Annotated in this window: 18 protein-coding genes; 12 read left to right on the top strand and 6 right to left on the bottom strand. The window is 51.4% G+C overall.

Features of this window, described 5'->3' with window-relative positions; all coding sequences use genetic code 11:
• Positions 1 to 2 precede the first annotated feature (2 nt).
• The 3 genes from HMPREF1536_RS01350 to HMPREF1536_RS01340 all read left to right on the top strand — a co-directional run bounded on the left by HMPREF1536_RS01350 (position 3) and on the right by HMPREF1536_RS01340 (position 6794).
• On the top strand, positions 3 to 1910 hold the full coding sequence (locus tag HMPREF1536_RS01350) for a RagB/SusD family nutrient uptake outer membrane protein (protein WP_028727659.1): 1908 nt from the start codon (positions 3 to 5) through the stop codon (positions 1908 to 1910).
• 172 nt (positions 1911 to 2082) lie between these two features.
• A complete protein-coding gene (locus tag HMPREF1536_RS01345; RefSeq protein WP_028727660.1) occupies positions 2083 to 5406 on the top strand; it encodes an SUMF1/EgtB/PvdO family nonheme iron enzyme in 3324 nt (1107 codons plus the stop codon).
• A gap of 164 nt (positions 5407 to 5570) precedes the next feature.
• Positions 5571 to 6794 (top strand): DUF4925 domain-containing protein, encoded by a 1224-nt coding sequence (locus tag HMPREF1536_RS01340; RefSeq protein ID WP_028727661.1) that lies wholly within the window; start codon positions 5571 to 5573, stop codon positions 6792 to 6794.
• Between the two features lie 91 nt (positions 6795 to 6885).
• On the opposite strand, the gene HMPREF1536_RS01335 is transcribed toward HMPREF1536_RS01340, so the two are convergent.
• Positions 6886 to 9858 (bottom strand): SbcC/MukB-like Walker B domain-containing protein, encoded by a 2973-nt coding sequence (locus HMPREF1536_RS01335; protein ID WP_028727662.1) that lies wholly within the window; start codon positions 9856 to 9858, stop codon positions 6886 to 6888.
• On the bottom strand, positions 9855 to 11105 hold the full coding sequence (locus HMPREF1536_RS01330; RefSeq protein WP_028727663.1) for an exonuclease SbcCD subunit D: 1251 nt from the start codon (positions 11103 to 11105) through the stop codon (positions 9855 to 9857). Before HMPREF1536_RS01330 ends, HMPREF1536_RS01335 begins: the two co-directional genes overlap by 4 nt.
• Before the next feature lie 100 nt (positions 11106 to 11205).
• Between HMPREF1536_RS01330 and HMPREF1536_RS01325 the strand changes: the two genes are divergently transcribed.
• On the top strand, positions 11206 to 12876 hold the full coding sequence (locus tag HMPREF1536_RS01325) for a putative transporter (RefSeq protein WP_028727664.1): 1671 nt from the start codon (positions 11206 to 11208) through the stop codon (positions 12874 to 12876).
• Between the two features lie 67 nt (positions 12877 to 12943).
• On the opposite strand, the gene HMPREF1536_RS01320 is transcribed toward HMPREF1536_RS01325, so the two are convergent.
• The 3 genes from HMPREF1536_RS01320 to HMPREF1536_RS26920 all read right to left on the bottom strand — a co-directional run bounded on the left by HMPREF1536_RS01320 (position 12944) and on the right by HMPREF1536_RS26920 (position 19147).
• On the bottom strand, positions 12944 to 16000 hold the full coding sequence (locus tag HMPREF1536_RS01320) for an InlB B-repeat-containing protein (protein WP_028727665.1): 3057 nt from the start codon (positions 15998 to 16000) through the stop codon (positions 12944 to 12946).
• A gap of 549 nt (positions 16001 to 16549) precedes the next feature.
• Positions 16550 to 18886: a DUF3987 domain-containing protein gene (locus tag HMPREF1536_RS01315; RefSeq protein WP_028727666.1), complete on the bottom strand. Its 2337-nt coding sequence runs from the start codon at positions 18884 to 18886 to the stop codon at positions 16550 to 16552.
• Between the two features lie 36 nt (positions 18887 to 18922).
• Positions 18923 to 19147 (bottom strand): DUF4248 domain-containing protein, encoded by a 225-nt coding sequence (locus HMPREF1536_RS26920; RefSeq protein WP_081693314.1) that lies wholly within the window; start codon positions 19145 to 19147, stop codon positions 18923 to 18925.
• A 225-nt stretch (positions 19148 to 19372) separates the two neighbouring features.
• Here HMPREF1536_RS26920 and HMPREF1536_RS01305 point away from each other — a divergent pair, with 225 nt between their 5' ends.
• The 8 genes from HMPREF1536_RS01305 to HMPREF1536_RS01275 all read left to right on the top strand — a co-directional run bounded on the left by HMPREF1536_RS01305 (position 19373) and on the right by HMPREF1536_RS01275 (position 24577).
• A complete protein-coding gene (locus HMPREF1536_RS01305; protein WP_028727668.1) occupies positions 19373 to 19825 on the top strand; it encodes an HU family DNA-binding protein in 453 nt (150 codons plus the stop codon).
• Positions 19826 to 19851: 26 nt separating this feature from the next.
• Entirely contained in the window at positions 19852 to 20319 is a 468-nt protein-coding gene (locus tag HMPREF1536_RS01300) for a glucosaminidase domain-containing protein (RefSeq protein ID WP_028727669.1), read from the top strand.
• A gap of 26 nt (positions 20320 to 20345) precedes the next feature.
• Positions 20346 to 20522 (top strand): hypothetical protein, encoded by a 177-nt coding sequence (locus tag HMPREF1536_RS27805; protein WP_167331500.1) that lies wholly within the window; start codon positions 20346 to 20348, stop codon positions 20520 to 20522.
• Positions 20523 to 20656: 134 nt separating this feature from the next.
• The gene (locus HMPREF1536_RS01295; protein WP_028727670.1) at positions 20657 to 21883 is read left to right on the top strand and encodes an NADH:flavin oxidoreductase; all 1227 of its coding nucleotides are present in this window, start codon (positions 20657 to 20659) and stop codon (positions 21881 to 21883) included.
• Positions 21884 to 22768, top strand: coding sequence for an SDR family oxidoreductase (locus HMPREF1536_RS01290; protein ID WP_028727671.1), 885 nt, complete (start codon positions 21884 to 21886; stop codon positions 22766 to 22768).
• 99 nt (positions 22769 to 22867) lie between these two features.
• Positions 22868 to 23455 (top strand): 50S ribosomal protein L25/general stress protein Ctc, encoded by a 588-nt coding sequence (locus HMPREF1536_RS01285; protein ID WP_028727672.1) that lies wholly within the window; start codon positions 22868 to 22870, stop codon positions 23453 to 23455.
• 118 nt (positions 23456 to 23573) lie between these two features.
• On the top strand, positions 23574 to 24137 hold the full coding sequence (gene pth / locus HMPREF1536_RS01280; RefSeq protein ID WP_028727673.1) for an aminoacyl-tRNA hydrolase: 564 nt from the start codon (positions 23574 to 23576) through the stop codon (positions 24135 to 24137).
• A gap of 8 nt (positions 24138 to 24145) precedes the next feature.
• Positions 24146 to 24577, top strand: coding sequence for an RNA-binding S4 domain-containing protein (locus tag HMPREF1536_RS01275; protein ID WP_028727674.1), 432 nt, complete (start codon positions 24146 to 24148; stop codon positions 24575 to 24577).
• 56 nt (positions 24578 to 24633) lie between these two features.
• Here the strand turns inward: HMPREF1536_RS01275 and HMPREF1536_RS01270 are convergent, their stop codons facing one another.
• Entirely contained in the window at positions 24634 to 25107 is a 474-nt protein-coding gene (locus HMPREF1536_RS01270; RefSeq protein WP_028727675.1) for a toxin-antitoxin system YwqK family antitoxin, read from the bottom strand.
• Positions 25108 to 25111: the final 4 nt, after the last annotated feature.

The raw sequence follows: 25111 nt of genomic DNA, 5'->3' as shown, positions 1-25111 counted from the left end.
TTATGAAATTCAATTTTAAGAAATATATATTGGCACTCGGAATGGCTTCGGTATTATTACCGAGCTGTAACGACGACTTTATGGAACGTTACCCGCAGGACCAGATTACGGACGAAAGTTTCTGGAAAACAGAAACCGACCTGAAGCTTATGCTGAACAGCCTTTATCCTCTTTATATTATCGGTCACGGAAGCGGTTGGTCAGACGGCAAGACTCCGGTATTGAACGTTGTCGGCAGTCCGCTGATGTACGGTGACTATTATTCGGACAACTGTATCAAAACAGGTAATGAAGTCACCGGTCTGGCCGGCGAATTTATTGTGCCGACCGGTGCTACAGAGCAAACCGGCTGGTATTGGTGGAACCTGCGCAAAGTAAACTTCTTCCTTACTCATTACGACAAAGCTGAACTTACCCCGGAAAAGAAAAACGCCTATGCCGGTGAAGCTTATTTCTTCAAAGCCTGGGATTATTATCTGAAAGTGCTTTACTTCGGTGATGTGCCTTGGTTGACCCGCGACCTGAATGTGGACTCGGAAGAGCTGTATGCCGCCCGTACTCCACGCGCAGAGGTGATGGACTCCGTTCTGATGTGTATCAACAAAGCAGTGGAATGGTTACCGGAAAAAGCCAACCAGGAAAAAGACCGTCTGAACAAGGATCAGGCAAACTTCCTGAAAGCCCGTATCTGTCTGTTTGAAGGTACATTCCGTAAATACCATACTGAGCTAAACCTTCAAAGTACAGCCAATAAATTCCTGGAAGAAGCGGTTAAGGCCAGTGAAGCTTTAATTGGCAAATACTCTCTTTACAACTCCGGAGAAAATGCGTACTGGAAGATGTTCACCGCGATCGACCTGTCGACCAATCCTGAAGTTATTTTAGGACGTACCTATCTGGAAAATAAAGTCGGACACGCGGCACAACGTTATTTCAACCAGAATAACTCCAACCGCCAGTCGATGGGTGCCACACGCGGAATGATCGACGAATATCTTTGTATCGACGGACGTCCGATCTATACCGGAGGCAGTGAAGGCAACTACACGAATAACCCGAACTTCCTGGGTTACGGCAAATGGACCGAACTGGAAAACCGCGACCCGCGTCTGACACAAACTGTCTGCCGCCCGGGCGAACATGTAACGATCTACCAGGGAGGTGTTCTCGATATTGAAACGAATGGTATCACTTATCCGGGGTTGAACTATACCGGCAGCGGTTCGACCGTAACCGGTTACCGTGTGATCAAACACTGGATGGGCGACAAAATAGAAGAAGACCGTACCACAAAAGGTATTCAGGCTGCTATCGAATTCCGCTACGGTGAATTACTGCTGATATATGCTGAAGCCAAATACGAACTGAACGGGACTCTGTCTCAATCGGATGTAGACAAAACGATCAACGCATTGCGCGAACGTGCCGGTTTCGATTTCAGCAAATACCCGTCTGCCCGCCTGACGGTGGGTAGCGAACCTGCCGACCCCCGTCTGGATAAGATTTATGCAGACAAACTGGAATACCAGGTTCCTCCGTTGTTGCGTGAAATCCGCCGCGAACGCCGCGTTGAAATGGCTATCGAGAATCATCGTTATATAGACCTGATGCGTTGGAAAGCCGGTAAACTGTTCACCGTTCCTTTGCGTGGAATGAACTTCCTGGCTGTACAAGATCTGTATGACGGTTCACATACTGAAAAGCCGGAGATCGCAGTCAAAGTGGAATTGGACAAAACAGTATTCGTCGACGAACAGGGCTTCATTATCTGCTATCCGAAGAGCCCGTACACCAATACAGTGAAAGGAACATTACCCTGGGATGACTACCGCTACTACTGGCCTATCCCGAAAGAAGAACTGGTAATGAACCCGAATCTGGTACAAAACAAAGGTTGGGAAGATAAATAATTATCGAATACCAGCTTTATACGAAAAGGGATCATCCTCCGGACCGGGATGGTCCCTTTTTTCTTCGTAAGAGATAATAATGATCGCATTTGATACGATATTATTACTCCCCGTCCCGCTGAATTCCTACATTTGTTGGTAATAAGAATAACTTTAAAACGGTATCATGAACATGAAATATAAAGCATATTTATTTTCTCTCTTATTTGCTTTTCCTGTTTTAAATATGGCTGCCGGCGAAGCTGACTCCCTCCGGCTATTACAAATAAACAGATTGCAGGAACAGGTCGATTGGGTAAACCCAGAGGCTATTCGTGCCTACCTGAACGATACGAAGTCATCGCTGGGCGACAAAACACCGGAACTCTATCAAAAACTGGAAGAGTTGGAAACATTATTACCTCAGGTTCGCCAGCATTTATCGACAGATACAACCCGCCGGACTATCGACGAAGCACAAAAATTACTTGACCTCAAAAGGGAGATCCTGCTGGCTAACCCGCTACTGGATATAGATAATATCCTGGTGGCACGTTATCGTCTGGGTAATCAGGCGCGTACAGCGATGGGGCCGGCACTCGGCACCTCCAATGCCAACTACAATTCCTTATTCTCCAGCCGGCGCAGCGGATACAACGCAGAGATCAGCCGGCTATCCAATCTGCGGGGAGTTATCGAAAGCCGCACCATCTATAAACCGACAGCAGATGTCCCCCTCTCGGATATCCAACTGCACTGGGATGCCGACCGCCTGCTTTTCTCCTCCCTCGATGAAAACCGCCACTGGCAGATCTACGAAATAAACACCGACGGAACCGGTCTTCACCAAAAAGTAGTTGTCGACGAACCGGATCTGGAATTCTGCGACGCCAACTACCTGCCCGACGGCAAAGTCGTGGCTACCTGCAACATCGGCTATAACGGTGTACCTTGCGTACACGGCGATGATGTCGTTGCTAACCTCGTCTCCTACGATCCGGAAACCAAGAACATCCGCCGCCTGACATTCGACCAGGACGGTAACTGGGCTCCGATCGTTATCCCCAACGGCCGACTGATGTACACCCGCTGGGAATATACCGACCTGACACATTACTTCTCCCGTATCGTGATGCACATGAATCCGGATGGGACAGAGAATAAAGCCCTTTACGGTAGCGGTTCCTACTTCCCGAACAGTACGTTCGATATGAAACCGTTATCCAAACACAACAGCCGCTTTGTCGGCATTATCTCCGGCCACCACGGAACAGCCCGTTCCGGCCGGTTGGTCATCTTCGACCCGGCCAAGAGCCGCAAAGAGGAAAAAGGGATGATACAGGAACTGCCGTTCAGCTGGCGTCCCATCGTTCCGATCATCAAAGACGAGATGGTGGAAGGGGTATGGCCGCAATTCATGAAGCCTTATCCGCTGAATGAAAAATACTTCCTGGTTGCCTGCAAGCCGGGGCCGGATGCACTCTGGGGTATTTACCTGGTCGATATATTCGACAACCTTACCCTGATCACCGAACAGGAGGGCGAAGGCCTCACCGCCCCTATCCCATTGAAGAAAACGGAAACGCCTCCTGTCATCCCTTCCAAGATCAAACCGGGAGAAAAGGAAGCGACCGTATTCATACAAGATATCTATGAAGGCGAAGGCACACAAGGAGTTCCCCGCGGAACGATCAAAGCCCTCCGTATCTTCGCTTACGAATATGCCTATATCCTCGCTCCTTCTGACCACGATGCCCAGGGCATCCAGAGCGGGTGGGACATCAAGCGCATTCTCGGAACCGTCCCCGTAGAAGAAGACGGATCGGCCATGTTCAAAGTACCGGCCAACACCCCTATCTCTATCCAGCCGTTGGATAAGAACGGTGCCGCCATCCAATGGATGCGAAGCTGGCTGACCGGCATGCCCGGCGAGATCGTATCTTGTACCGGTTGCCATGAGGATCAGAATACCATCGCCATGCCGAAACGAACCATAGCCTCCACCATCACGCCCCGCAAACTGGAAGTGCCCGAAGGTGGTATCCGCCCGTTCACCTTCCGCCTGGAAGTACAGCCGGTACTCGACCGCAACTGCGTATCCTGCCATAACGGAACGATCGCGCAGCCGGACTTCCGCAAAGACCAGATGGTCACTTACAAACGGGGAGTCCTGACCAAACTGGAACGGCATTACGACCAGAGCTACCTGAACCTGCATCCTTACGTGTACCGTCAGGGCCCGGAAGCGGATATTTATGTACTTCAGCCTTACGAATATTACGCAAATAACAGTGAGCTGATCCGCATCCTGCAAGCAGGCCACCACGGAGTGAAGGTTCCGGAAACAGACATGCAGACCTTATATACCTGGATTGACCTGAACGCTCCTTACTTCGGCGCTTTCACCCAACTGGATCTGAAAAAGGAAGCCCCTCAAAACCAGATAGAGCGCCGCATGGAATTATCCGAGAAATACAGTGGAGTGCGTGTAGACTGGCAACAGGAGATCAAAGACTATGCAGCCTGGCTGAAGAATAAGGAAAACAATAAAACAGACGGAACAACAGGAGCCACTTCCTCTTCCGAAGGTATAAAAGACAGCGGAAAAAAAGCTAAGACAGTCAAAGTAAAAGGTTTCCCTTTCAACCGGGAAGAAGCGGTACAGAAGCAAACCGAAGCAAACAAAGATCGCCGACAACTGACTATAGCTCCCGGCATCACCCTCGATATGGTCTGGATCCCGGCCGGCACTTTTGCAATGGGCGACAACGGTGAACCTTCCGCTACCCCGGCTTTCAAAGCGCAGGTTAAGAAAGGTTTCTGGATGAGCACCACCGAGATCACCAACGAACAATACGGTGCCTTGTTTCCCGAACACGACAGCCGTTATATCGGTCAGACCTGGAAAGACCATACCACCCCCGGCTATGCCGCCAACTTGCCGAAACAACCGGTTGTCCGTGTCAGCTGGGACGATGCGAACGCATTTTGTAAGAAGCTCGGGGAACTGAACCGATGCACCGTCAGCCTTCCTTCCGAAACGCAGTGGGAATGGGCAGCCCGTGCCGGCTCGGCAAACGACTTCTGGTTTGGTGACCGCCAGGTAGATTTCGGAGCGTACGAAAACCTGGCTGACAGTACCACTGTCGACCTGGCCGTTACCGGAGTGAACCCCAGGCCAATGCGTCCCGACGATCCGATGCGCAAGTTCTGGGACTTCCTGCCGAAAGAATCAGGGGTGAACGATCATCATTTAATATCGGCAAACGTAGCCTCCATGCAACCCAATCCGTGGGGATTATATGATATGAACGGCAATGTGGCAGAATGGACTCGCTCCGGTTTCGTGCCCTATCCCCTGAAAGAAAAGGTGGATCAGGCAGTTTCCGAACAAAAGGTAGTACGCGGAGGCTCCTGGCGCGAACGTCCGAAGTATTCCACCTCGGCCATCCGCAAAGCGTATTATCCGTGGCAACGTCCGTTCAATGTCGGCTTCCGCATCATTATGGAAGAATAATAAAAACAGAACAACAAATAGATAGTTAGAACAACAGAAAAAGCAACATTCTTAAATATAGAACACTCATTCTTTAAAATAGATATTGCCTGGTAAGGAGTAAAACAGTTAATTTGTCCTGGTTTTAAAAGGAATAAACTTATTATTAATTAAATGACTTTATTATGAGCAAAAAATTACTGTATCTACTTACACTGATCTGTTCTATCTGTCTATTTACAGCCTGTGGCGATGATGACGAAAAAAAAGAAGAAGAAATAGACAACAGCTGGGAACAGGTGGCAGGTACTTATGAAGGGGAAAAGCTGGTACTCTCATACGGTGAGACTCCTCTGACAGGGAAGAAAGTAACATTCTCCGCATCAAGCGGCACTAATGGGACTCTTGCACTAACAAACGTTATCCCGGGTGAAAACGCAACGACAATCTCTGATATCAAAGTGGTAAAAAGCGAATTCTCCGGAACAGCAACTACGACCAATGCTAACGTAGAATATACCGGCTCTGTAAAAGACGAAGTTATGACGCTGAAACTAACGGTCGTTATGAATGACCCGAATGGTTGGGCTAAAACTTACAGTCTGGCAGATTATACAACTGGAACAGTAGAAGGACAAGAAATAGTATTAACAGGAGGTTTATACTGTAACTGGGTATCAGAAGGAAATGGAGGAGCTGTAGCCCCAATGCTTAGAACTATCGGTAGCCTGCTTATGCCCCAAGTACTAAAAACAGTAACACTCGAAACCGATGGTAATATTACAGCCAGCTATCATAAAGGCCCTATCGTTTTCGATCAAAGCGTTATTATGGGATTAATGATGGGAACTCCCCCTCCAACAGCAGAAGAAGTAAAAGCTATGATACCTTCTGATGGTTGGTTAGATGCACCGAAAAATCTAGCTCACTGGTTCGTTAAGGATAACAAATTATATGTCAAGCTTAACATTACAGCTATAATTTCCCAAGTATTGGGTTCTGATGCAAGTGGTATGTCTGAAATTATTAACAGCATATTACAAGGAGATCCTGCTACCATCAAAGCCATGTTAAGTAATTTAGTTCCGGGTCTTGATCTTAGCTCTATTAGCGATGATACATTTGAAATGTTATTAAACTGGACTAAAAACGGCATACCAATGAATGTCGTAACAGAAAACGGAAGAACTCATATGTATCTCGATAAAGAAGCATTGACACCTCTTATGGTTGATAAGACTTTGGCAGAAACACAAGGAATGAATGCAGATATTATCAAATTATGGAATCTACTGGTTGCCGCAAAAGTTATTCCGCAAGAAGCAAGTGCTGCATTTATGATTCTACTTAATTTCCCTCAGAATTGGCCGGTAACAACTGAGTTCGGTTTAGGTTTAGACTTCAAATAATCGAATATCTAAATCTACCCGATTATACTTTAGGAGGGTGTATCAGAAGTCTGCGTTCCTTAATTCAGACTTCTGACACACCTTCCTCTTTTTACACAACCTCCAGAAAACTTCTTCCATTCCCCGCACGGCTCACCCGTATCTGCACCGGAATACGTTCCGTCATTTCCTGTACATGCGAGATCACTCCGATCTTACGTCCTTGTGTGCGCAGGCTTTCCAGCGCATCCATAGCTATACGCAAGGTATCGGCATCCAACGAACCGAATCCCTCGTCGATGAAAAGACTCTCCACTTTCATCCGGTTGGAAGAAAGGGACGACAAACCGAGTGCCAACGCCAACGATACAAGGAAAGACTCACCGCCCGACAAGCTATGCACCGTACGGATCTCGTCACACATATCCCGGTCGATCACCTGCAAAGCCAGTGTTTCAGGCACCCGCTCCAACCGGTAACGGCGGCTCAGGTCACGCAACTGCACATTTGCATAGCTGAGTAATACGTCCAGCGTATATCCTTGGGCAATCCGGCGGAACTTGGCACCATCGGCCGAGCCCGCCAGCTCATTCAGCTTCGCCCAGCGTTCACTTTCCAAGCGGCAGGCATTCAGTTCCTCCTGCTGGCTTGCAATCTTCTGTTTATTCTCGGCCTGGGTACGCAGGCGGAAAGCATATTCGTTCTTTTCCTGAGTAATGCGGGGAAGAAGGAGTTCCAGCGGCTCATTGTTGTGAGCGGCATTCCAAGTCTCGTTCCAATCGGCCAATGCTTTTTGTCGGACGACGAGATCGTCGGAAGCCTTTTGCAGATCCTGCGCTATCTGTCCGGCAATGCCCCGCAACTGGTCGGCAATACCGGACTGTTCGGTCTGGACGGTCTGTAAACGCTTCATCCGTTCTTTCAGCTCCTCTTTCCGACGGGTATACGCCGATTCCACCTGATCGGCCGGCTTGCCACCGAGTAGCCGGGCACGTTCCGACTGCAAAGCCAGCAGAGCCGTACGGTTCTGCTCATGAAGCAACGTCACCTCCTCCACCTGTTTGATAAGCGAAGGCAAGAAAGAGGCGTATGATTCGTATTCCGCCTTTTGAGCGCTCTGCTCCCGTTGCAGCTGCTGAAGTTTTTCCGTATTGTCGTGCCACTGACGGGCGAAGGTCGTCAACGTATCACGGAAAGAGTCCGGGTCTTGCTGCCAGCCTCTTTGCCAGTCGTCGTTACCGAAAAGACGGTTGGCGGCCGACAATGATTTGGCAAGGGTTTCCTGACTTTCGGCACGGATCGCCTCCTCCCGGGCGATCTGGGTTTCCGCCAGCTTCTGACGTCCCTGCAAATCGGTACGGGTATGATCGGCTTCGGTCAGTTCCTTATGTAGTTGCAGGAGTTGCTGACGCAATTGGTTCAGTTGCTTTTCACTGCCGACATAGGCTGTTTTACGGGCATTCAGTTGTTCGAGTTGCAAGGTCAGTGCTGCGATGACTTTCGGTACTTCAGTCACTGCCGGATGCGTAACCACCGGATGGTGCATACTACCGCATACCGGACAAGGAGAACCTTCCTGCAACTTCTTCCGCAGTTCGAGCACATCACCGCTGGCCGCCTGCCGTGCCTGTTCGATCAACAGGTTTTCACGTTCCAGGCGGACAGACTCTATCTGCTTATCGAGCGCTGCAATATCCAGCGCCTTCAATTCCTTTTCCGAGCGGACGATTATCTCCTCTGTTTTTTGAAGCTGTGCACGCTTCGTCTCCGCCGCCTGCCGGATAGTAGCCAACTGGGCTACCAGACGCTCGGCCGTTTGTTTTGTCGTCGCAATCGTTTTACCGGCCTTTTCGATAGCCTGACGGGCAGCGGAAGCAGCATCGAGATGCAACAGCAAAGCCGTTAACTGCTCGGCGATGCTCTCCTTACTACGATAACGTTCGCGCCATTCGCTTAACCGCGCGATCTCCGCCGTACTTTGTTGCTGACGGGTTTGGGCGGCTTTCAACTTATCTTCGCCCTCCTTTTTCCGTGCCAATGCCTCCCGCAGACGTGTTTCGGTATCGGCCACGGAACGGGCGGCAGCGTCCAGACGGACATCCAGTCCGCGAGCCTGCTGTAACTCCTGTTGCAAAGCCTTGAACTCCGATTCGGAACGTTGCTCCTCGACCAATCCCTGCTCGTAATCCTTCCGGGCGGCATTCAGCAGTTCGGTCGCCTTTTCCAGTTTAGCGGCAGCGTCTTTCTGCTGGGTCTGCCGGGTAGCGATCTGCTGCTCGGTCGATTTAACAGCTTCCTGCAATGTCTGTTGTTCGGCTTTCGCCTTTTCCAACGCCAGCAGAGAAGTTTCGGACTCCTTCAGGCGGGCCTGCAACTCCTGTTCCACCTCCTCCGTCAGCAGTTCGATTCCCTGAATACGGGCCTGTATCTTATCGTAGGCCTCTTTGGCTACGGCATTCTTTTCAAAGATCGTTCGCGAGATAGCAGAATAGAGCTCTGTCCCCGTCAGCTTCTCCAACAGGGAAGCTTTCTCTCCCTGTTCTGCTTTCAGAAAGGTGGAAAAATCATTCTGCGCCAATAAGACCGAACGCGTAAACTGCTCGAAGGTCAGGCCGATCAGTTCGACGACACGGGCTTGCAGTTCGGAACGCGTTCCCTGCTCCTCTTCCTCTTTATCTATATTATGTAATGTAACGCGGGGACTCTGTAAACGTCCGTTCTCCTTGTCGCGGGCACGTCCCACTGACCAACGCGAGCGGTAACGGTATCCGTTCAACGCCAGGAAATCCACCTCGGCATACCCCGAAGCCGTCCCCCTGCGCAGCAAAAAGCGGGGGTCGCTCTGGGGAAGCACCTCCTCATTCACATCCCGCAGTTTCACATTGTTCTCTTTTGCCTGGTCTGTACGCGGCGTACGGGCAAATAAAGCCAGGCACATCGCATCCAGTATCGTTGATTTACCGGCACCGGTAGGGCCCGAGATCGCAAAGATCCCCGCAGACAATAACGGCTCGGACGTAAAATCAGCTTCAAACTCTCCTTCCAGCGACGCCAGGTTACGCCCCCGTATAGCTAATATCTTCATAAGGAAACCTCCCTCATTACTTCTTTAAACAATGATTCAATATCTTCCGGCAACTCGCCGCCATACTTATTGGTAAAGGCATGCTTCAGCATATCCAGCGGATCGATACGTTGCAGGTCGCCGTAGGTAAGCGGACGTAGCGTATCGTCGTCCTCCCGTTTCGGATAAGACGGGACGATTGAAGTCAGGCGGACAGCCTTATCGGCCAGCACCTCCTCCACCCGATGGCGAAAGCCCGGATCAGGCTCGGTCATCAGGACACGCACTTCCACGTAAGGCCAGCGGTTCGGGTCTTCGTAGCCTTCCGTCCCGGCAAGAGGCAGTTCCGCCAACTGTGCGATCACCTCCTCCGACGGTGCAGGCTGTTGCGGTATCCGGTGCAAGTCCGTCAGTAAAGGGACAGGCACTGGGATGATCTCCGACAGGCACCCGTTCTCCAGCGTAACGGCTACAACCTGATGACGGTAGTTTTTCTCCGAGAAAGACATCGGCAGCGGACTGCCGGAATAACGCAGGTTCTCCCTCCCTCCGATGCGCTGCGCCTTATGGATATGCCCCAGCGCGGTGTAGGCCAGCCCCTCGTCGAATGTATCAGAAGAGACAGACTCGAGCCCGCCCATAATGATCCGTTCGCTGCGGTCGTCGTCCGACAGTTCGGCACCGGTGGCATGCAGGTGCCCCATCGCCAGGAGGGCTTCACCGGGCTTGCGCCTGGCATCGGCATAGTCGTACAACTGCCGGTACATACGGTTTATACCGGCGATATAAGTATCGTGCCCCTCTTCCGAAGCCGGATAATCCCCCTGGCGGAGATACGGGACTGCCAGGCACCAGGCCTCCCGCTCCCTTTCCTTATTATATAAAGGGATAAGAAGCGAGTCGAAATCGATCTCCCCTGTCTCCGTCCGCCGGATCAGGCCGACGATAGAGGTATTCAGTTCTTCCAGCAAAGGGATCGGGGATTCCAGCCGGGCGGCCGAGTCATGGTTGCCGGCAACGACAACGATCTGCAAATGCGGGTTGCGCCGGTTCGCCTCCTTCAGGAAATGAAAGAAACGCCGTTGCGCCGAAGCGGACGGGTTGGCTACATCGAACACATCCCCCGCTATGAGCAGGACATCCGTCTGCTGTTCGGTCAGGGTATCGGTCAGCCAGGACAGGAAAGCATCGTGCTCCTCCTCCCGGTCGTAGCCGAAGAAGGTTTGGCCGAGATGCCAGTCGGCGGTATGTATAACTTTTAATGACATAAATCAACGTTCTCTTTTGAGTAGTCAAAGATAACTAGAATAGAAATAACAGACATCAAAATTAAACTCCTATCTTTGCACCATTATTAAACACACTTGTATGGATTGGTTACAGGAAGCTTTTTTAGAGCCGACAATGTTGCAGGCAGTAATAATCATCTCATTGGTTTCGGCCGTGGGACTATTCTTGGGAAGGCAGAAGATATTCGGTATATCGCTGGGTATCACCTTTGTCTTCTTTGCCGGTATTCTGGCCGGGCACTTCGGCATTGTCGTAAATAAAGATATGCTTTACTTCGCCCAGAGCTTTGGTTTGATTCTGTTCGTCTATTCGCTAGGGTTACAGGTAGGCCCCGGGTTCTTCTCCTCCCTGAAGAAAGGGGGGGTGGCGATGAATATGATGGGGCTCGGGGTCATTCTGCTGGGATTGATTCTCACCCTTGTATTACACTGGACGACGGGCGTCTCACTTCCTAATATGGTCGGGCTCCTGTGCGGTGCGGTAACTAATACCCCTGCCCTCGGTGCCGCCCAGCAAGCCCTCTTGCAGGTAGACCCTACCAGCACAAAGACCGTGACCGACATGGCATTGGCCTGTGCCGTTGCCTATCCCCTGGGAGTGGTTGGGGTGATACTCGCCATTATCATCATGAAGAAGCTCTTTGCCGACAAGAACGAGAACCATAGCAAAGAACAAAAAGACACCACGACCAACGTGGCCGAGTTCCATATCAGCAACCCTGCCATCTACAATAAGAGCATCAAAGACATCATGAAGCTGACGGAGAAACACTTCGTTATCTCCCGCGTATGGCACAACGGCAAGGTGAGCATCCCTACTTCGGATACATTGCTGAAACAGGACGACCACTTGCTCATTATCTCCATCAAATCGGATGTAGAAGCCATCAAGACGCTTTTCGGGGAACAGGAGAATGTGGATTGGAACAAGGAAGATATCGACTGGAACGCGATCGACTCGCAACTCGTCTCCCGCCGCATCGTCGTGACCCGCAACCGGGTGAACGGCGTCAAGCTGGGCTCGTTGCGCCTGCGTAACCTCTACGGCATCAATATCACCCGCGTAAACCGTGCGGGTATCGACCTGATTGCCGACCCTAACCTGCGCCTGCAGATCGGCGACCGCCTGACTATCGTCGGCGAAAAGAATGCCGTGAACAATGTCGGAAAAATACTGGGCGACGAGATCAAGCGTCTCGACAACCCGAACCTGCTGGCCGTATTCATCGGTATCTCCCTGGGGGTATTGCTGGGTTCGCTGCCTATCATGCTGCCGGGTATGAGTACTCCCGTGAAACTGGGTATCGCCGGCGGCCCGATCATCGTTGGTATCCTGATGGGTGCTTTCGGCCCCCGTTTCCACCTGACCACCTATACCACCATGAGCGCCAACCTGATGTTGCGCCAGCTGGGTATCGTCATTTACCTAGCGGGACTGGGTATCGACTCGGGTGCCCACTTCTTCGAAACGGTCTTCCGTGCCGAAGGTCTGCTATGGATCGGCCTGGGCTTCCTGCTGACCATCGTTCCGGTACTGATCGTCGGGTTCATAGCTGCCCGGTTCTTCAAGCTCGACTATGGGCACAACGTGGGAATGCTCTGCGGCAGTATGGCCAACCCGATGGCCCTCACCTACGCCAACACAACGGTAGAAGGCGACGAGCCCTCCGTTTCGTATGCCACTGTCTACCCGTTGTCCATGTTTATCCGGGTGATATCGACGCAGCTGATATTGATGTTGTTCATGTAAATTTCAAAGCAGAAGGGGACGTATCATTGCTGATACGTCCCCTTCTTGTTACTGCCTATGTCTCACATTACCTTCCTACCTGCACCTTAAACCGTTCCCCGCCAGTCACGACAATGTAATTACCTTGCGGCAACCAGAGCGCGGTGTCGTCGGAAAGGGTGCTGTATGCTTTGTACAGGCGGCCTGTAAAAGTATAGATCGCTACCGCTTCGGGCGACGGCAGATGGATATGGAGAACAGCGCCCGAAGTCCAGACCTGCGTCGCATCCGCAGCCACCTGTCCATTGGCTACCGGGTCGGGATTCTTCACAATACCAGTGATAGTGATCGCAATCGGCTGGCGTACCTGCTTGATAATGTATGTACCGTCACTACTACGCGGCTCAATCGTCTCGCCACGGTCGGTAGCGACAACCGGGACTGACTGGCTATACTCCTCATCGAGTGTCAAGGTGAAATGGAAATCACTCCACGATTCGATCTCGTAACTACCGGCTACCGGATCAGTCACTGCTCCTTCCACCTGCGGCAATATAACCGTGTAAGTCGTCGAAGGAGTATCCGGAATAGACGGCGTTTCCGGTTGAGACTCTTCCAGCTTCACTGTCACAGTCTGCTCCGCAACAAGACCGGCCCGATCAGTCACCTTGAGATAAAGCGTATGATTACCATATTCCGACTGGAGGTTCAAGACATACGACTTATCACCGGCATTCAACCCTGATATTACTTGAACCAGGTTGTCCAGTTTGCATTCGACAGAAGCAATACCACTGATATTATCAGTGACAGTAACCGAAATTGTTTTTCCCGACCCCTGCGGCGCACTAATCACAGGAGCCGATTTATCGAGCTTCACGGTGATAGCCTGGCGATCGGTACAAACAGCTCCTTGAGTAGCATCGGCTGCCGTACTTTTCAGCAGATAACTGATAGAGAACTCACCATCGTTTGTCCAGGTGAAATGGTCGTCCCATGCAAGAGCCGCTTTGCCGGAACGCAACAGGCCGGCAGCCGACACCACCGGATCGGAAACCAACGATTCGGCTTCCAACAGGCAAACCTGATGGCCGGCCGGAGCATTGAACTTAATTTCGCCGGTATACCAGCTGTTATCCCCTTCCGTCGCCTCCACGGTCGTTTTTATTCCGGCATCGGGAGTATATGCATTGATTGTCAGAGTAGCTTCGAAGGAAGAAGCAGAGCTGTAGTTGTCGCTTTCCGGGTAAACGGCAGTGACCTTATATTCGCCAACCTCGATCACACCCTTATTGGCTGTTTCCGCTTTTGGGGCAGGAGCATTACCCGGCTGTAATACATACGTATATTGCACAGCCTTCAGGAAAGCCTCTTGATCCGCACTCAATACGTTGCCGGGAATAGCTTCGATACGGATATATTCGCCGGTATAATAAGCCGTTTTACCATTCAACGTGAGAGTCGGTGTTACCCGGGCTATATTGAATGTCAGTTCCACATCGGCTGTTTCGCCGTTGACGGCTGTGATAGTGACAGTCACCTTTTTATCGGTACAGGCGGTTGTGGGAGTACCTGTTATCTTATCGACGGAAAGCGTCAGACCGGCAGGCAATACACTACCCTCTTTTACGGAATATGTTTTCGCTCCCGAGTTATCGGAGTCGTCTATCAGGGTAGAAAGTTTATATTCGGAAATAGCCGCACCATAAGTACCTTTTATTTCCCGGCTCACATCACCTTTCAGTGCGATCTTGTTGGCTACCCAAAGAGCATAAAGGGAAGTCCCCCCTGTTGGAACCGTATTGAAATTCCATACTTTTTCCGCCTTTCCGGCTTCCGTCGTCCAGTCTTTGAAAACATAGAACTCTCTTGTCGGGTCGACAGGGCGGTTCACCTTCGCACCCGGAAAGAACAGTTGTTCCTCCGGAGCAGCCGATCCTCCCTGCGTATCGAACGTGGCAGATAAATAACCGACGGTTGCCGCGCCGCCGCTAACAGTTATATCCGTTCGCGAAATCAGAACACCATCGAAGAAGGTATACGTTTTATCTTCCAGGTCATAGCAATAGACTTTCCCGCCAATGATCCGCGAAAGAGCAGCCGACGTTTCTTTATTTATTATTGCATATTCGTGCGCATAATCGTTCCAGACTGTACCGTTCTTCGTAACGGTCAGATTGAATGAAGACGGGGCGACGCTAGTAGTAATAGTAGGGGTCTCGCTACCTTCGGGCAGCCATACGTACACTTTGCCGTTTTCATCAGCATACATATCATCAGTCGCGTAACCGGAAGCACCATCCAGCCCTGTCACTTTGACTCCGGCAGAAGAGACAGTAACCTCTTTCATAACCACTTTGTTGTTTGATTCGTCTTGAAAATTTGAAAACTGACCTTCCATGCTTGCCCATACGCTTCCACCGATGATAATAGTTGGAACGCCCCCGTCGATAAAACCCGGGTAATCTCCATATTTACCAATAACAGTTCCGCCCGTTATTTTTATTTTATTAGAACTCTGGAGAGCGCACCCGTCAAAGTTACTTTCTTTTACATCCCCCACAATATATCCTCCGTTAATAGTAATATTAGAACCGCTTATTGCCGGAACATATGCCGGAATTATAGCAGTTATTGCCCCACCATTTATAGTTAGATCTCCATAAAAGTTTAGAGAAGTAAACTCTTCATAGTTTACACCTATGGCACTCGCCCAGACATTTCCCATATCCACCGTCAGGCTTGCCCCGTCACTTTCTTTCGTTATAGTGAGCGACTGGTTTTCGGAAATATGCAAGGCTGCTTTTTCTTTCCCGTACTCTCCATCCCCCGTCACTCTTAAAATATTAGTTCCGGACAACGTTAAGTTTACCGTTCCTCCTATAATCTCAAAAAGAGAACCGACAGAAAAGTCAGCTTCAATATGTATGCTTTGGATCGTGATGTTCACTGTTTGGCCTGATGCGTTGACCTTGATCGTGTTTGTTGTTTTTGCCCCTGTACCTGTTATCAGGTAAGTACCGGCAGCATCGATAGTCACAGACCCGGCATTAATATCGTACGTTCGCGTGTACGTTGTCTCTGCTGCTCCGGCCGGTAAAAGGATGGTGCAAAGAATGAGTAATGATAATAGATGTTTCATCATAATTATTAATAATTTATTGTTAGATATTCGAATATTACACACTCCCTATCCATTTCAGGAGGAAGTAAGTGAACCTCATTGGCAATTAACCAACGTATACCACTGTATATCAGTACATTTTTATTTTTAACAAAATAAGTATGACTAGAAAAAACGATCGTTTTTTCTAGTCACTTTCAAGAGGTTACATGATAAAGCTGTATTTTCAGAAAAATGGATATTCAATGTATTGAAAATCTTTCTGTTGATAAGATTTGGAGAGAAAAAAAGGTTTGATTACTTTTGTTGCAAATTCATGGCGAGAAAAAACGATCGTTTAATCTAGTCATTTCATTTTGCTACGCGATAAAGCTATATAACTTCAAAAATAACACTTCCCGCAAGTCATTTCCTAAAACCGTGCGCTTTTTCGGATGAAACCGTGCACTTTCTGACAGAAAAACTTGCGCTTTTTCGGATGAAACCGTGCACTTTCTGACAGAAAAACTTGCGCTTTTTCGGGTCATTAGTGACACTAATGCCACTTGTGCCAATAGACACTAACGTAGGTCAATCGTCGAGCCGGCAGTCGCCTTTGCGGTAATTGCCACGTGAGAGACGTACCAGCAAACCATCTTTGCTCCAACGTTTTAGCAAGCGTTTCACCGTCCGCTCCTTCACGCCCGACGAGTCGCCCTGGGCAACGGCTTCCGACGTCGGGAAGCCGTCGGGCAGACACCGGTAGAACCGTTCGTAAACATCGGAATCGACAAACTCGTCCCGTATCTTTCCGGATGGCAACAACGAAGCCAATGCCTGTATATGTTTCTGGAAAGTGAGGACAAACATCATCGCCAAATCGAAATCGACATCCAGCACACGCACCTTCTCCACCTCGCTCCCTGCCTCGGCCTTGCGCAGGGCGGTAAGCAGCATACAGATGCGGAAATGCATATTCCCCAGACGGTGAATCACACTGAGCTCGTCGTCGCCCTTGAACCAGCGCACTTTTTTCGACATGGCGCTGAAGCGGCGGTTCAGCCGTTTGCGCTGCGCATCGGTGTAGCAGACAAAGGTCTCATGTTCGTCGAGGAAGATACCTGTCAGTTTGATGCGTTCGCCCAGGGCGGGGTAGTAACTACCCGTATGGGGGTCGTCGTCGATATCGGTCAGGTCTTTCCACTCGGGAGCCTCGTCGATGGTGTAGGCCAGGAAGCGGGAAAAGAGTCCGTCGTCGGTACCGCGTATCAGGTCGGTGAACTGTCCGAAGGTGCCGCTGGTAAGGAGCGACATCCGGGGGAAGTCGCAGGAGAGGACACTGTTTTGCAGGGAGCCGCGCCCGATCGTTTCGTGTTGTGCAATCTGGTTGAGCAGGTAGATGTATTTGCCGTACTCCTGTCCGGTGGCATCTACCAGGATACCGATCTCGGTTTCACACATCAGGCCGGGATAATGCTCGTTGGTTTTGAGCAGCTCGGTGAGCTTGGCCTGGGTGATGGTGCCGGGGATGTCGAGCTCCATCTGTTTCACTTCCAGGGGACGGGGCAGGATGGGGATCTTGCCGGCCTTGCGTGCCGCGGTGTTATGATGGTTATAGGCTTCGAGCTCCTCTTCATATTTTTGTACGCGCATGCGCGAGTTGTCGCGTATGTACTGCTGCCAGACAAGCAGGGCTTTGCGCACTTCCTGGAGAATACCCTTACCGAAACCGGGCGAGGCCACAACGTAGAGATAGAGCGTCGGGGCATTGGGACGGCCGTGATACTGGCCGGTGACGCGCGGGGTTACTGTAGATAAAGCCACCAGCGCCCCGGCCAGTGCGATGTCGCGCTGGCGTCCGGTCAGGTCGGGACGCAGCATGTCCTGCAAGAGACGGGGCGCCTGGCTGAACAGGGTATAGTCGAAGAAGGGGGTAAGGCCTTTATCTTCCTCAGTATCAAAACGTTCCTCTGCGGGGTCGGTTTTACGGACGGAAGGAGACTCTCTAGTGGCACGATTGACATTAGTGTCACTAAGGGGTCGCGCGGGCGGGGTGTAATCGCGGCGGTTCACGCCGTGTTCGGCCTGCGACTTCGTGTAGACCGAGTCGATCACACGGCCGATCTCGCGGTCGTCGAAATCGCGTTGCGCATAGCGGCTGATGCAGGCCTGCGCCACCGCGAGTCGGTCGAACCCGGCGCGGTTGAGCGAGTAGGCCAGGCTGACGAGTTGCATATGCCGCTGTCCTTTCTGCCAGCTGACGCGTGCATCCACCCGGTCGAGGTAGAGCGCAAGGCGGTCGGCTTCGGAAGGCGGCAGGTAGCCGGTGGCGGCCGGGGACTGTTTACCGGCTGCCGGTGGCTGCGCGAGGCGGAACACTTCGGGACGGGGGTTGTAGTAGCAACCGTCATCCCAGCAGAGCAGGCTGGTGCGGGTCAGGTCGGTGCAGTTGCGGTCGACGGGTTCACCCAGGGTGGCTTCGAGCAGGTCGTAGAGGGCGCGGCAGACGTCGGCGTGTGTGGCGGCGTCGGTCTCGGCCCGGCAGATCAGGTGCACGCCCTTTCCGCGGGCGCTGACGTAGGCCAGGGCGAGGAAGGGCAGCGACTTGCATTGCTCGAAGTAGCCGGCCACGGGCCCCGACAGTTGGTCGATATCCACCAGCACATAGCCGGTGGGTTCGGCGGCCTGGTCGTTGTAGCGCTCGTCGGGAAAGAGGAAGGAGACGGCAAAGGTCGGGAGCGACAGCTTCTTTTTCCTTGTCTTATCCACTTCCCCTGCGGCATCGAGCCGGCGGATTTCGAGGGTTTTCAACTTCAGTTTCGGGCCGGCAATCACGTCGCGCAGCTGTACTAGTGTCATTTTTCCGTCTTCCCGGAGATTGTAGAGCTTCCGGTAGCAGGAAAATAATTGGTCGTTTTCATTATCCATAATTCATGGTGTATTAAGTAATCAATCGCGGGCGGGTCATGGCTCACCCAGATGGTCAAAAATGCAGGTGGACTGGCGAGGGGTAAGGAGTTTCTTGCCGGGTTTCCAGTCGAGTGCGAGCAATTTGTCTTTCAGGTTGCCCGACTCATTGATCCACCGCCTGAGCTTCTCGGAAGCCACCTTCGGCGTCGACTCGGGGAAGTAGCACAGGGCCAGCTCGTAAAAGGCCCATACGCGGGTGTAATTTCTCGTTTCTTCCATACTTTTCAGCTATTCGTTAACTCTTACAAGGTAAGGAAAAAGGGGGAGAAAAACAAATATATAGACGTTGAAAACAAAGGGTTTCAAAGAAATTCACATCCTAAAATACCCTCAAATGCCGCACTTGGGCTGCCTTCGGCAACATTGGGCCGGATGAAGGGCGAAGGGGGTTGTATCTTTGTATCATACTAATCACAGATCACTAACCCTTAATCTTTTAATGTTATGTCAGTAAGGTACAAATTGGTCTTGCGCAAAGACCTGTCGAAAGATGCATCCGAAGGTGCGCAAAAGTATTTCGCTTCGGTAAACAGTAACGGAGTGATGAGCTACAAACAGATGTGCACCTCTATCGCCGCTTATTCAACGGCTTCGCCGGGCGACGTGCATGTGGTGATGGATGGCCTGCTGTTTGTGCTGAAGGAAGCCCTTTTGCGCGGCGAGGTAGTGCAGGCGGGCGAGTTGGGAAATTTCCAGATCAATGCAGGCAGCGGGGGAACGCCGACTACAGAGGAGTTCAAGGCCACCCTGATCCGTAAGCCCCGCATCGTGTTCCGCCCCAGCGTCGCACTGAAGGAGATACTGGACAAGGTGAGCTTCGAGCGCATCAGCTCCGGCTCTACCGGCAAAGAAGAAACGCCCGGTGGCGGCGAAGACGATCGCCCCGTCATCGAGTAATTATTAATTATCAATTACTAATTATCATGACAGCTCAACAAATCCGCTTCGTCAAAGACTCCCTGCCGGCCGCCGTGTCGGCGGGAGCTGCTTTCAACATGAACCCGCTGGCCATCCTCTCGCAGGCAGCTTTCGAGAGTGGCTGGGGCACGAGCAACCTGGCCACCGCCGGGCGCAACTTCTTCGGCCTGACAGCCTACGGGTGTAGCAACGAGTACTGGCATGGTGGAAAGACAACCGTCCGCACCACCGGTTACTCCCTGGATTTCCGCCGGTACGACACGCGCGAAAATTCGTTCCTCGACTTCGCCCGCCTGATCCGCAACAACTACCGCTCTGCCTGGCAGGTGAGCCACGACCTGACGGCCTACGCCCGCGAGATTGCCTACAGTCCCTACATCAGCGAACTGAACGGCGACGACCGCGAAACGTATCGCCGGAGCCTGGTCGATATCGCCGCAACGATACAGGCGGTTATCGAGATGCTTTCGTAAAATTACTCACATTAAATAATACCACCATGTCCAAATTCAAGCGAATTATCGAGTTCATTCTGGCTTTACTTAACTTTTTGTTTCACTTTAAACCTTCACCGGATGATGCAGAAAAGCCTGAAATTACCAGATCTTATCCGCGTCCTGTGCCGGCTGGCCCGGCAGGGGCTGATCCTCTGTTTGAAGCTATCCCTTCGGATTAGGGTAGGCTTCAGATAGCTTCTTAAGGTTGTTTTCATGTTGTTTTTTGCCGCAGTCCGCCGCTTATCTCCTTCCGGAGATACGGCGGATTGCGGTTTTTTTTTACCTTTACGGTCAATTTTACAGGCTATATATTATGAACAAAGAATCTATACTATTCACCCCGGCCACGATCGGCCCGCTAACACTCCGCAACCGGACGATCAGGGCGGCCGCGTTCGAGAGCATGTGCCCGGGTAACGCCCCGTCGGAAATGTTATATGACTATCACACTTCCGTAGCCGCCGGAGGGATCGGCATGACGACCCTGGCTTATGCCGCTGTCACACAGAGCGGACTGTCTTTCGAACGTCAGTTGTGGCTGCGTCCCGATATCCTTCCGGGACTGAAAAAGATTACCGATGCCATCCACCGGGAAGGAGCTGCGGCCTCCATCCAGATCGGCCATTGCGGGAATATGTCGCATAAGAAGATATGCGGCTGCACCCCTATCTCGGCATCCACTGGCTTCAACCTCTACTCGCCTACTTTCGTCCGGGGGATGCACCAGTCGGAGATCGCCGCTATGGCCAAAGCCTTCGGGCAGGCCGTACACCTGGCACGTGAGGCGGGCATGGATGCCGTGGAAGTGCATGCCGGACATGGCTACCTGATCAGCCAGTTCCTCTCCCCTTACACCAACCACCGGAAAGATGAATACGGCGGAAGCCTCGAAAACCGGATGCGTTTCATGAAGATGTGCATGGAAGAGGTGATGAAAGCGGCCGGATCGGATATGGCCGTCCTGGTCAAGATGAATATGCGCGACGGCTTCAAAGGCGGCATGGAGACAGACGAGACGCTGGAAGTAGCCCGCACCCTGCAAAACGAATGCGGCGTACATGCCCTGATACTCAGTGGCGGCTTCGTGAGCCGTGCCCCGATGTACGTGATGCGCGGCGCCATGCCGATCCGCACCATGACCCATTATATGCCTTTCGGATGGCTCCCTCTCGGAGTACGGATGGCCGGGCACCTGATGATACCGACCGAACCGTTCAAGGAAGCTTATTTCCTGGAAGATGCGCTGAAGTTCAGGGCAGCCCTGAAAATGCCGCTGGTCTATGTCGGCGGACTTGTCTCACGCGAAAAGATAGACGAGGTGCTGGGGCATGGCTTCGAGTTCGTCAGCATGGCACGCGCCCTGTTGAACGATCCGGCATTCGTCAACCGTATGAAGGAAGACGAGCAGGCCCGTTGCGACTGCGGACACAGCAATTATTGCATCGCCCGCATGTATTCGCTCGAAATGGCTTGCCACAAGCATATGCAGAACCTACCGAAAAGTATCATTAAAGAAATAGATAAACTGGAATATAAATAAATGGAAAAGGGATTAGCCATTATAACCGGAGCAGACGGCGGCATGGGACAGGTGATCACGGAAGCGCTGGCCCGCGAAGGCTATCCGGTGATCATGGCCTGCAAGGAACCGGAGAAAGCCCGCCCTCTTTGCGACCGGATCAAAAAGGATACAGGCAACGACCGGATCGAGATCCGGCAGATAAACCTCGCCTCGCTGGCTTCCGTCAAGGCATTTGCAGACAGGCTGCTGGCCGAAGGGCGCCCGGTAAGTCGGCTGATGAACAACGCCGGCGTGCTCACCACCCCGGTACGCCGAACGGAAGACGGGCTCGAAACCATCGTCAGCGTGAATTATGCAGGCCCTTACCTGCTCACCCGGCAACTCCTCCCCCTGATGCATGAGGGTACGCGTATCGTCAATACGGTGTCCTGCACTTATGCCATCGGCAAGATAGAGGCCGACTTTTTCAGTAAGGGGAAGAACGGACGTTTCTCCCGGATAGCGGTCTACGGGAACACGAAGCTGGCGTTACTGCTTTTCACCCGCGAGCTGGCCGAACGGGTGAAAGACCGGGGCATTACCGTCAATGCGGCCGACCCCGGAATTGTCAGTACCAATATGATCACGATGCAGGCCTGGTTCGATCCGCTGACCGATATCCTGTTCCGCCCCTTCATCAAAAGTCCGGAACAGGGTGCCGCCACTGCCATTTACCTGGCCCGGTCGGCAGATGTAAGCGGTAAGACCGGGTGCTGTTATGCCAACTGCAAAGAGAAAAAACTGGCGGAACGTATCCGCCGGCACCCCCTGCAAGGCCGGCTTTGGGACGATACGGAAGCATTGCTCCTCTCCCGTAATCTGCTGGATATAAAAAATATTCAGGAGACTGTTGGAACGTATTGATAAAAACTTTACCTTTGCACCGCTTTTAACCCCCGTACGTGTGATGGGAAATTAGGAAGCATATATACTAATTTTGAGTAACACAATTAATTAAAGAAAATGAAGACATTCCAATTAGAAGGAAAAGGTAGAGAAGTAGCTGCTACTTCTGCCGATCAGAAAAGAGCTTTGAAAGCTTTGCGTAAAAATCAGGAAATCCCTGCTGTATTATACGGTGGCGAAAAAGTAACTCACTTCGTTGTAACAGTAGACTCTGTACGTAAGCTGGTTTATTCTCCGGAAATTTTCGTTGTAGAACTGAACATCGACGGAAAAAAGACAATGGCTGTTGTTAAAGATATCCAGTTCCAGCCTGTAACTGACGCTATCATGCACATGGACTTCATGGAAGTTTCTGACAGCAAGCCGGTTGCAATGGAAGTTCCTGTTGTTCTGACTGGTCACGCTGAAGGTGTTAAAGCCGGTGGTAAGCTGACATTACGTATGAGAAAGCTGAAAGTGAAAGCTATTTATACTCAGATCCCTGAAAAACTGACTATCAACGTAGATCACCTGGGCTTAGGTAAATCTATGCAGGTTGGCTCTTTACACTTCGAAGGTCTGGAACTGATGAATGCAAAGAACGCTGTTGTTTGCGCCGTTCAGTTGACTCGTGCCGCTCGTGGTGCTCAGGCTAAGGCGAACTAATTAGTCAATTAAAGTTTCCGGTTATTCCTTAAAGGATGATCCGGCTTTGATAAAGAAATAAAAGGGAAGGATATTCAGCTGAATGTTCTTCCCTTTATCATTATAACGATAAAGAATTATGAAATATCTGATAACCGGACTTGGTAATATCGGCCCTGAATATTGGGGAACGCGTCATAATATCGGTTTCCGTGTCGTAAATGCATTGGCCGAAGATGCCGGCGTCCCTTTTACGGAAGAACGCTATGGCGCGATCGCCCGGATGCGGGTGAAGAACTGCGACCTGATACTGCTCAAGCCGAACACATTTATGAACCTGAGCGGCAATGCCGTACGCTACTGGTTGCAAAAAGAAAACATCCCCGTCGAGAATCTCCTGGTTGTAGTAGACGACCTGGCTCTCCCCTTCGGTACCTTACGCTTGAAGCCCAAAGGAAGTGACGCGGGTCATAACGGATTAAAGAACATACAGCAAATTCTCGGCACACAGGAATACTGCCGCCTGCGTTTCGGCATAGGAAGCGACTTCCCCCGCGGCGGACAGATCGACTATGTATTGGGTAAATTCCCTCCCGCAGAGCTGGAACTTATGCCCGAAAAGCTGAAACGTGCGGCAGAGATAGTCAAGAGTTTTTGCCTGGCGGGTGTACAGATCACCATGAACCAGTTCAATAACAAATAAGTAATAGTATGAACGAAGTACGAATAGATAAATGGATGTGGGCTGTCCGCATCTTTAAATCCCGGACTATTGCGGTAGAAGCCTGCAAGAAGAACCGGGTAATGATCGGTGGCGTGAATGTGAAGGCTTCGCGCATGATAAAGGTAGGTGATGTCATACAGGTGCGTAAACCGCCGATCACCTTCTCCTTCAAAGTGCTGGCCCTGACGGAACGCCGCATGGGAGCCAAGCTGGTTCCCGATTATATGGAGAATGTAACGACTCCGGATCAATACGAGATCCTGGAAATGAACCGTATCTCCGGCTTTGTGGATCGTGCCCGCGGTATGGGTCGCCCCACGAAGAAAGACCGCCGCGAACTGGAGCAGTTTACCGAGCCCGGTGCAGGGGACGGATTCGATTTCGAGTTCGATTTCGGGCCGGAAGAAGGGGAAGAATAAATATATGATCCCAAAGGGCGGATTTGAAATCCGCCCCTACGAGGTCTGTTATCTTCTTATTTCTGTTCTTCTTCCGTCAGCAATACCCCTTCATCATCCCATGTTCGCCAAACGCCGCTTTTCTTGCCGCGGGTGTAGAACATTTCGAAGCGGAGCACGCCTTTATCATTCCAGATGCGCCAGGGGCCATCTTTCTGTCCGTCCTTGTAAGAGGCCAGACCGACCAGGCTTCCCGCTTCATTGTAGGTACGCCATTCGCCGTGGAAGACTCCCTGGTAATAGGAACGAACCTCAGCTATTTTTCCGTCCGGATAATAAATGACATACGTACCTTCGGGACGGCCGTCTTTCAGAAACAACTCCATCTTCAGCATACCGTCGTCGTAGAACTCGGTGTAGCGTCCGGTGTAAGGGGTTGTCTGCGTGGCATCCGTATAATATTGCCCTTCACTGAGTACCAGATCCTGTGCCCGGATAGCCAGAGAACTTCCGGCAATCAGTGTAGAAGCGACTAGTAGTTTCCTTATCATACTG

The sequence above is a fragment of the Parabacteroides gordonii MS-1 = DSM 23371 genome, assembly GCF_000969825.1.
GTDB lineage: Bacteria > Bacteroidota > Bacteroidia > Bacteroidales > Tannerellaceae > Parabacteroides > Parabacteroides gordonii.
Note: the sequence above shows the minus strand (reverse complement) of the source record. Positions and strands in the feature narration are given on the sequence as shown.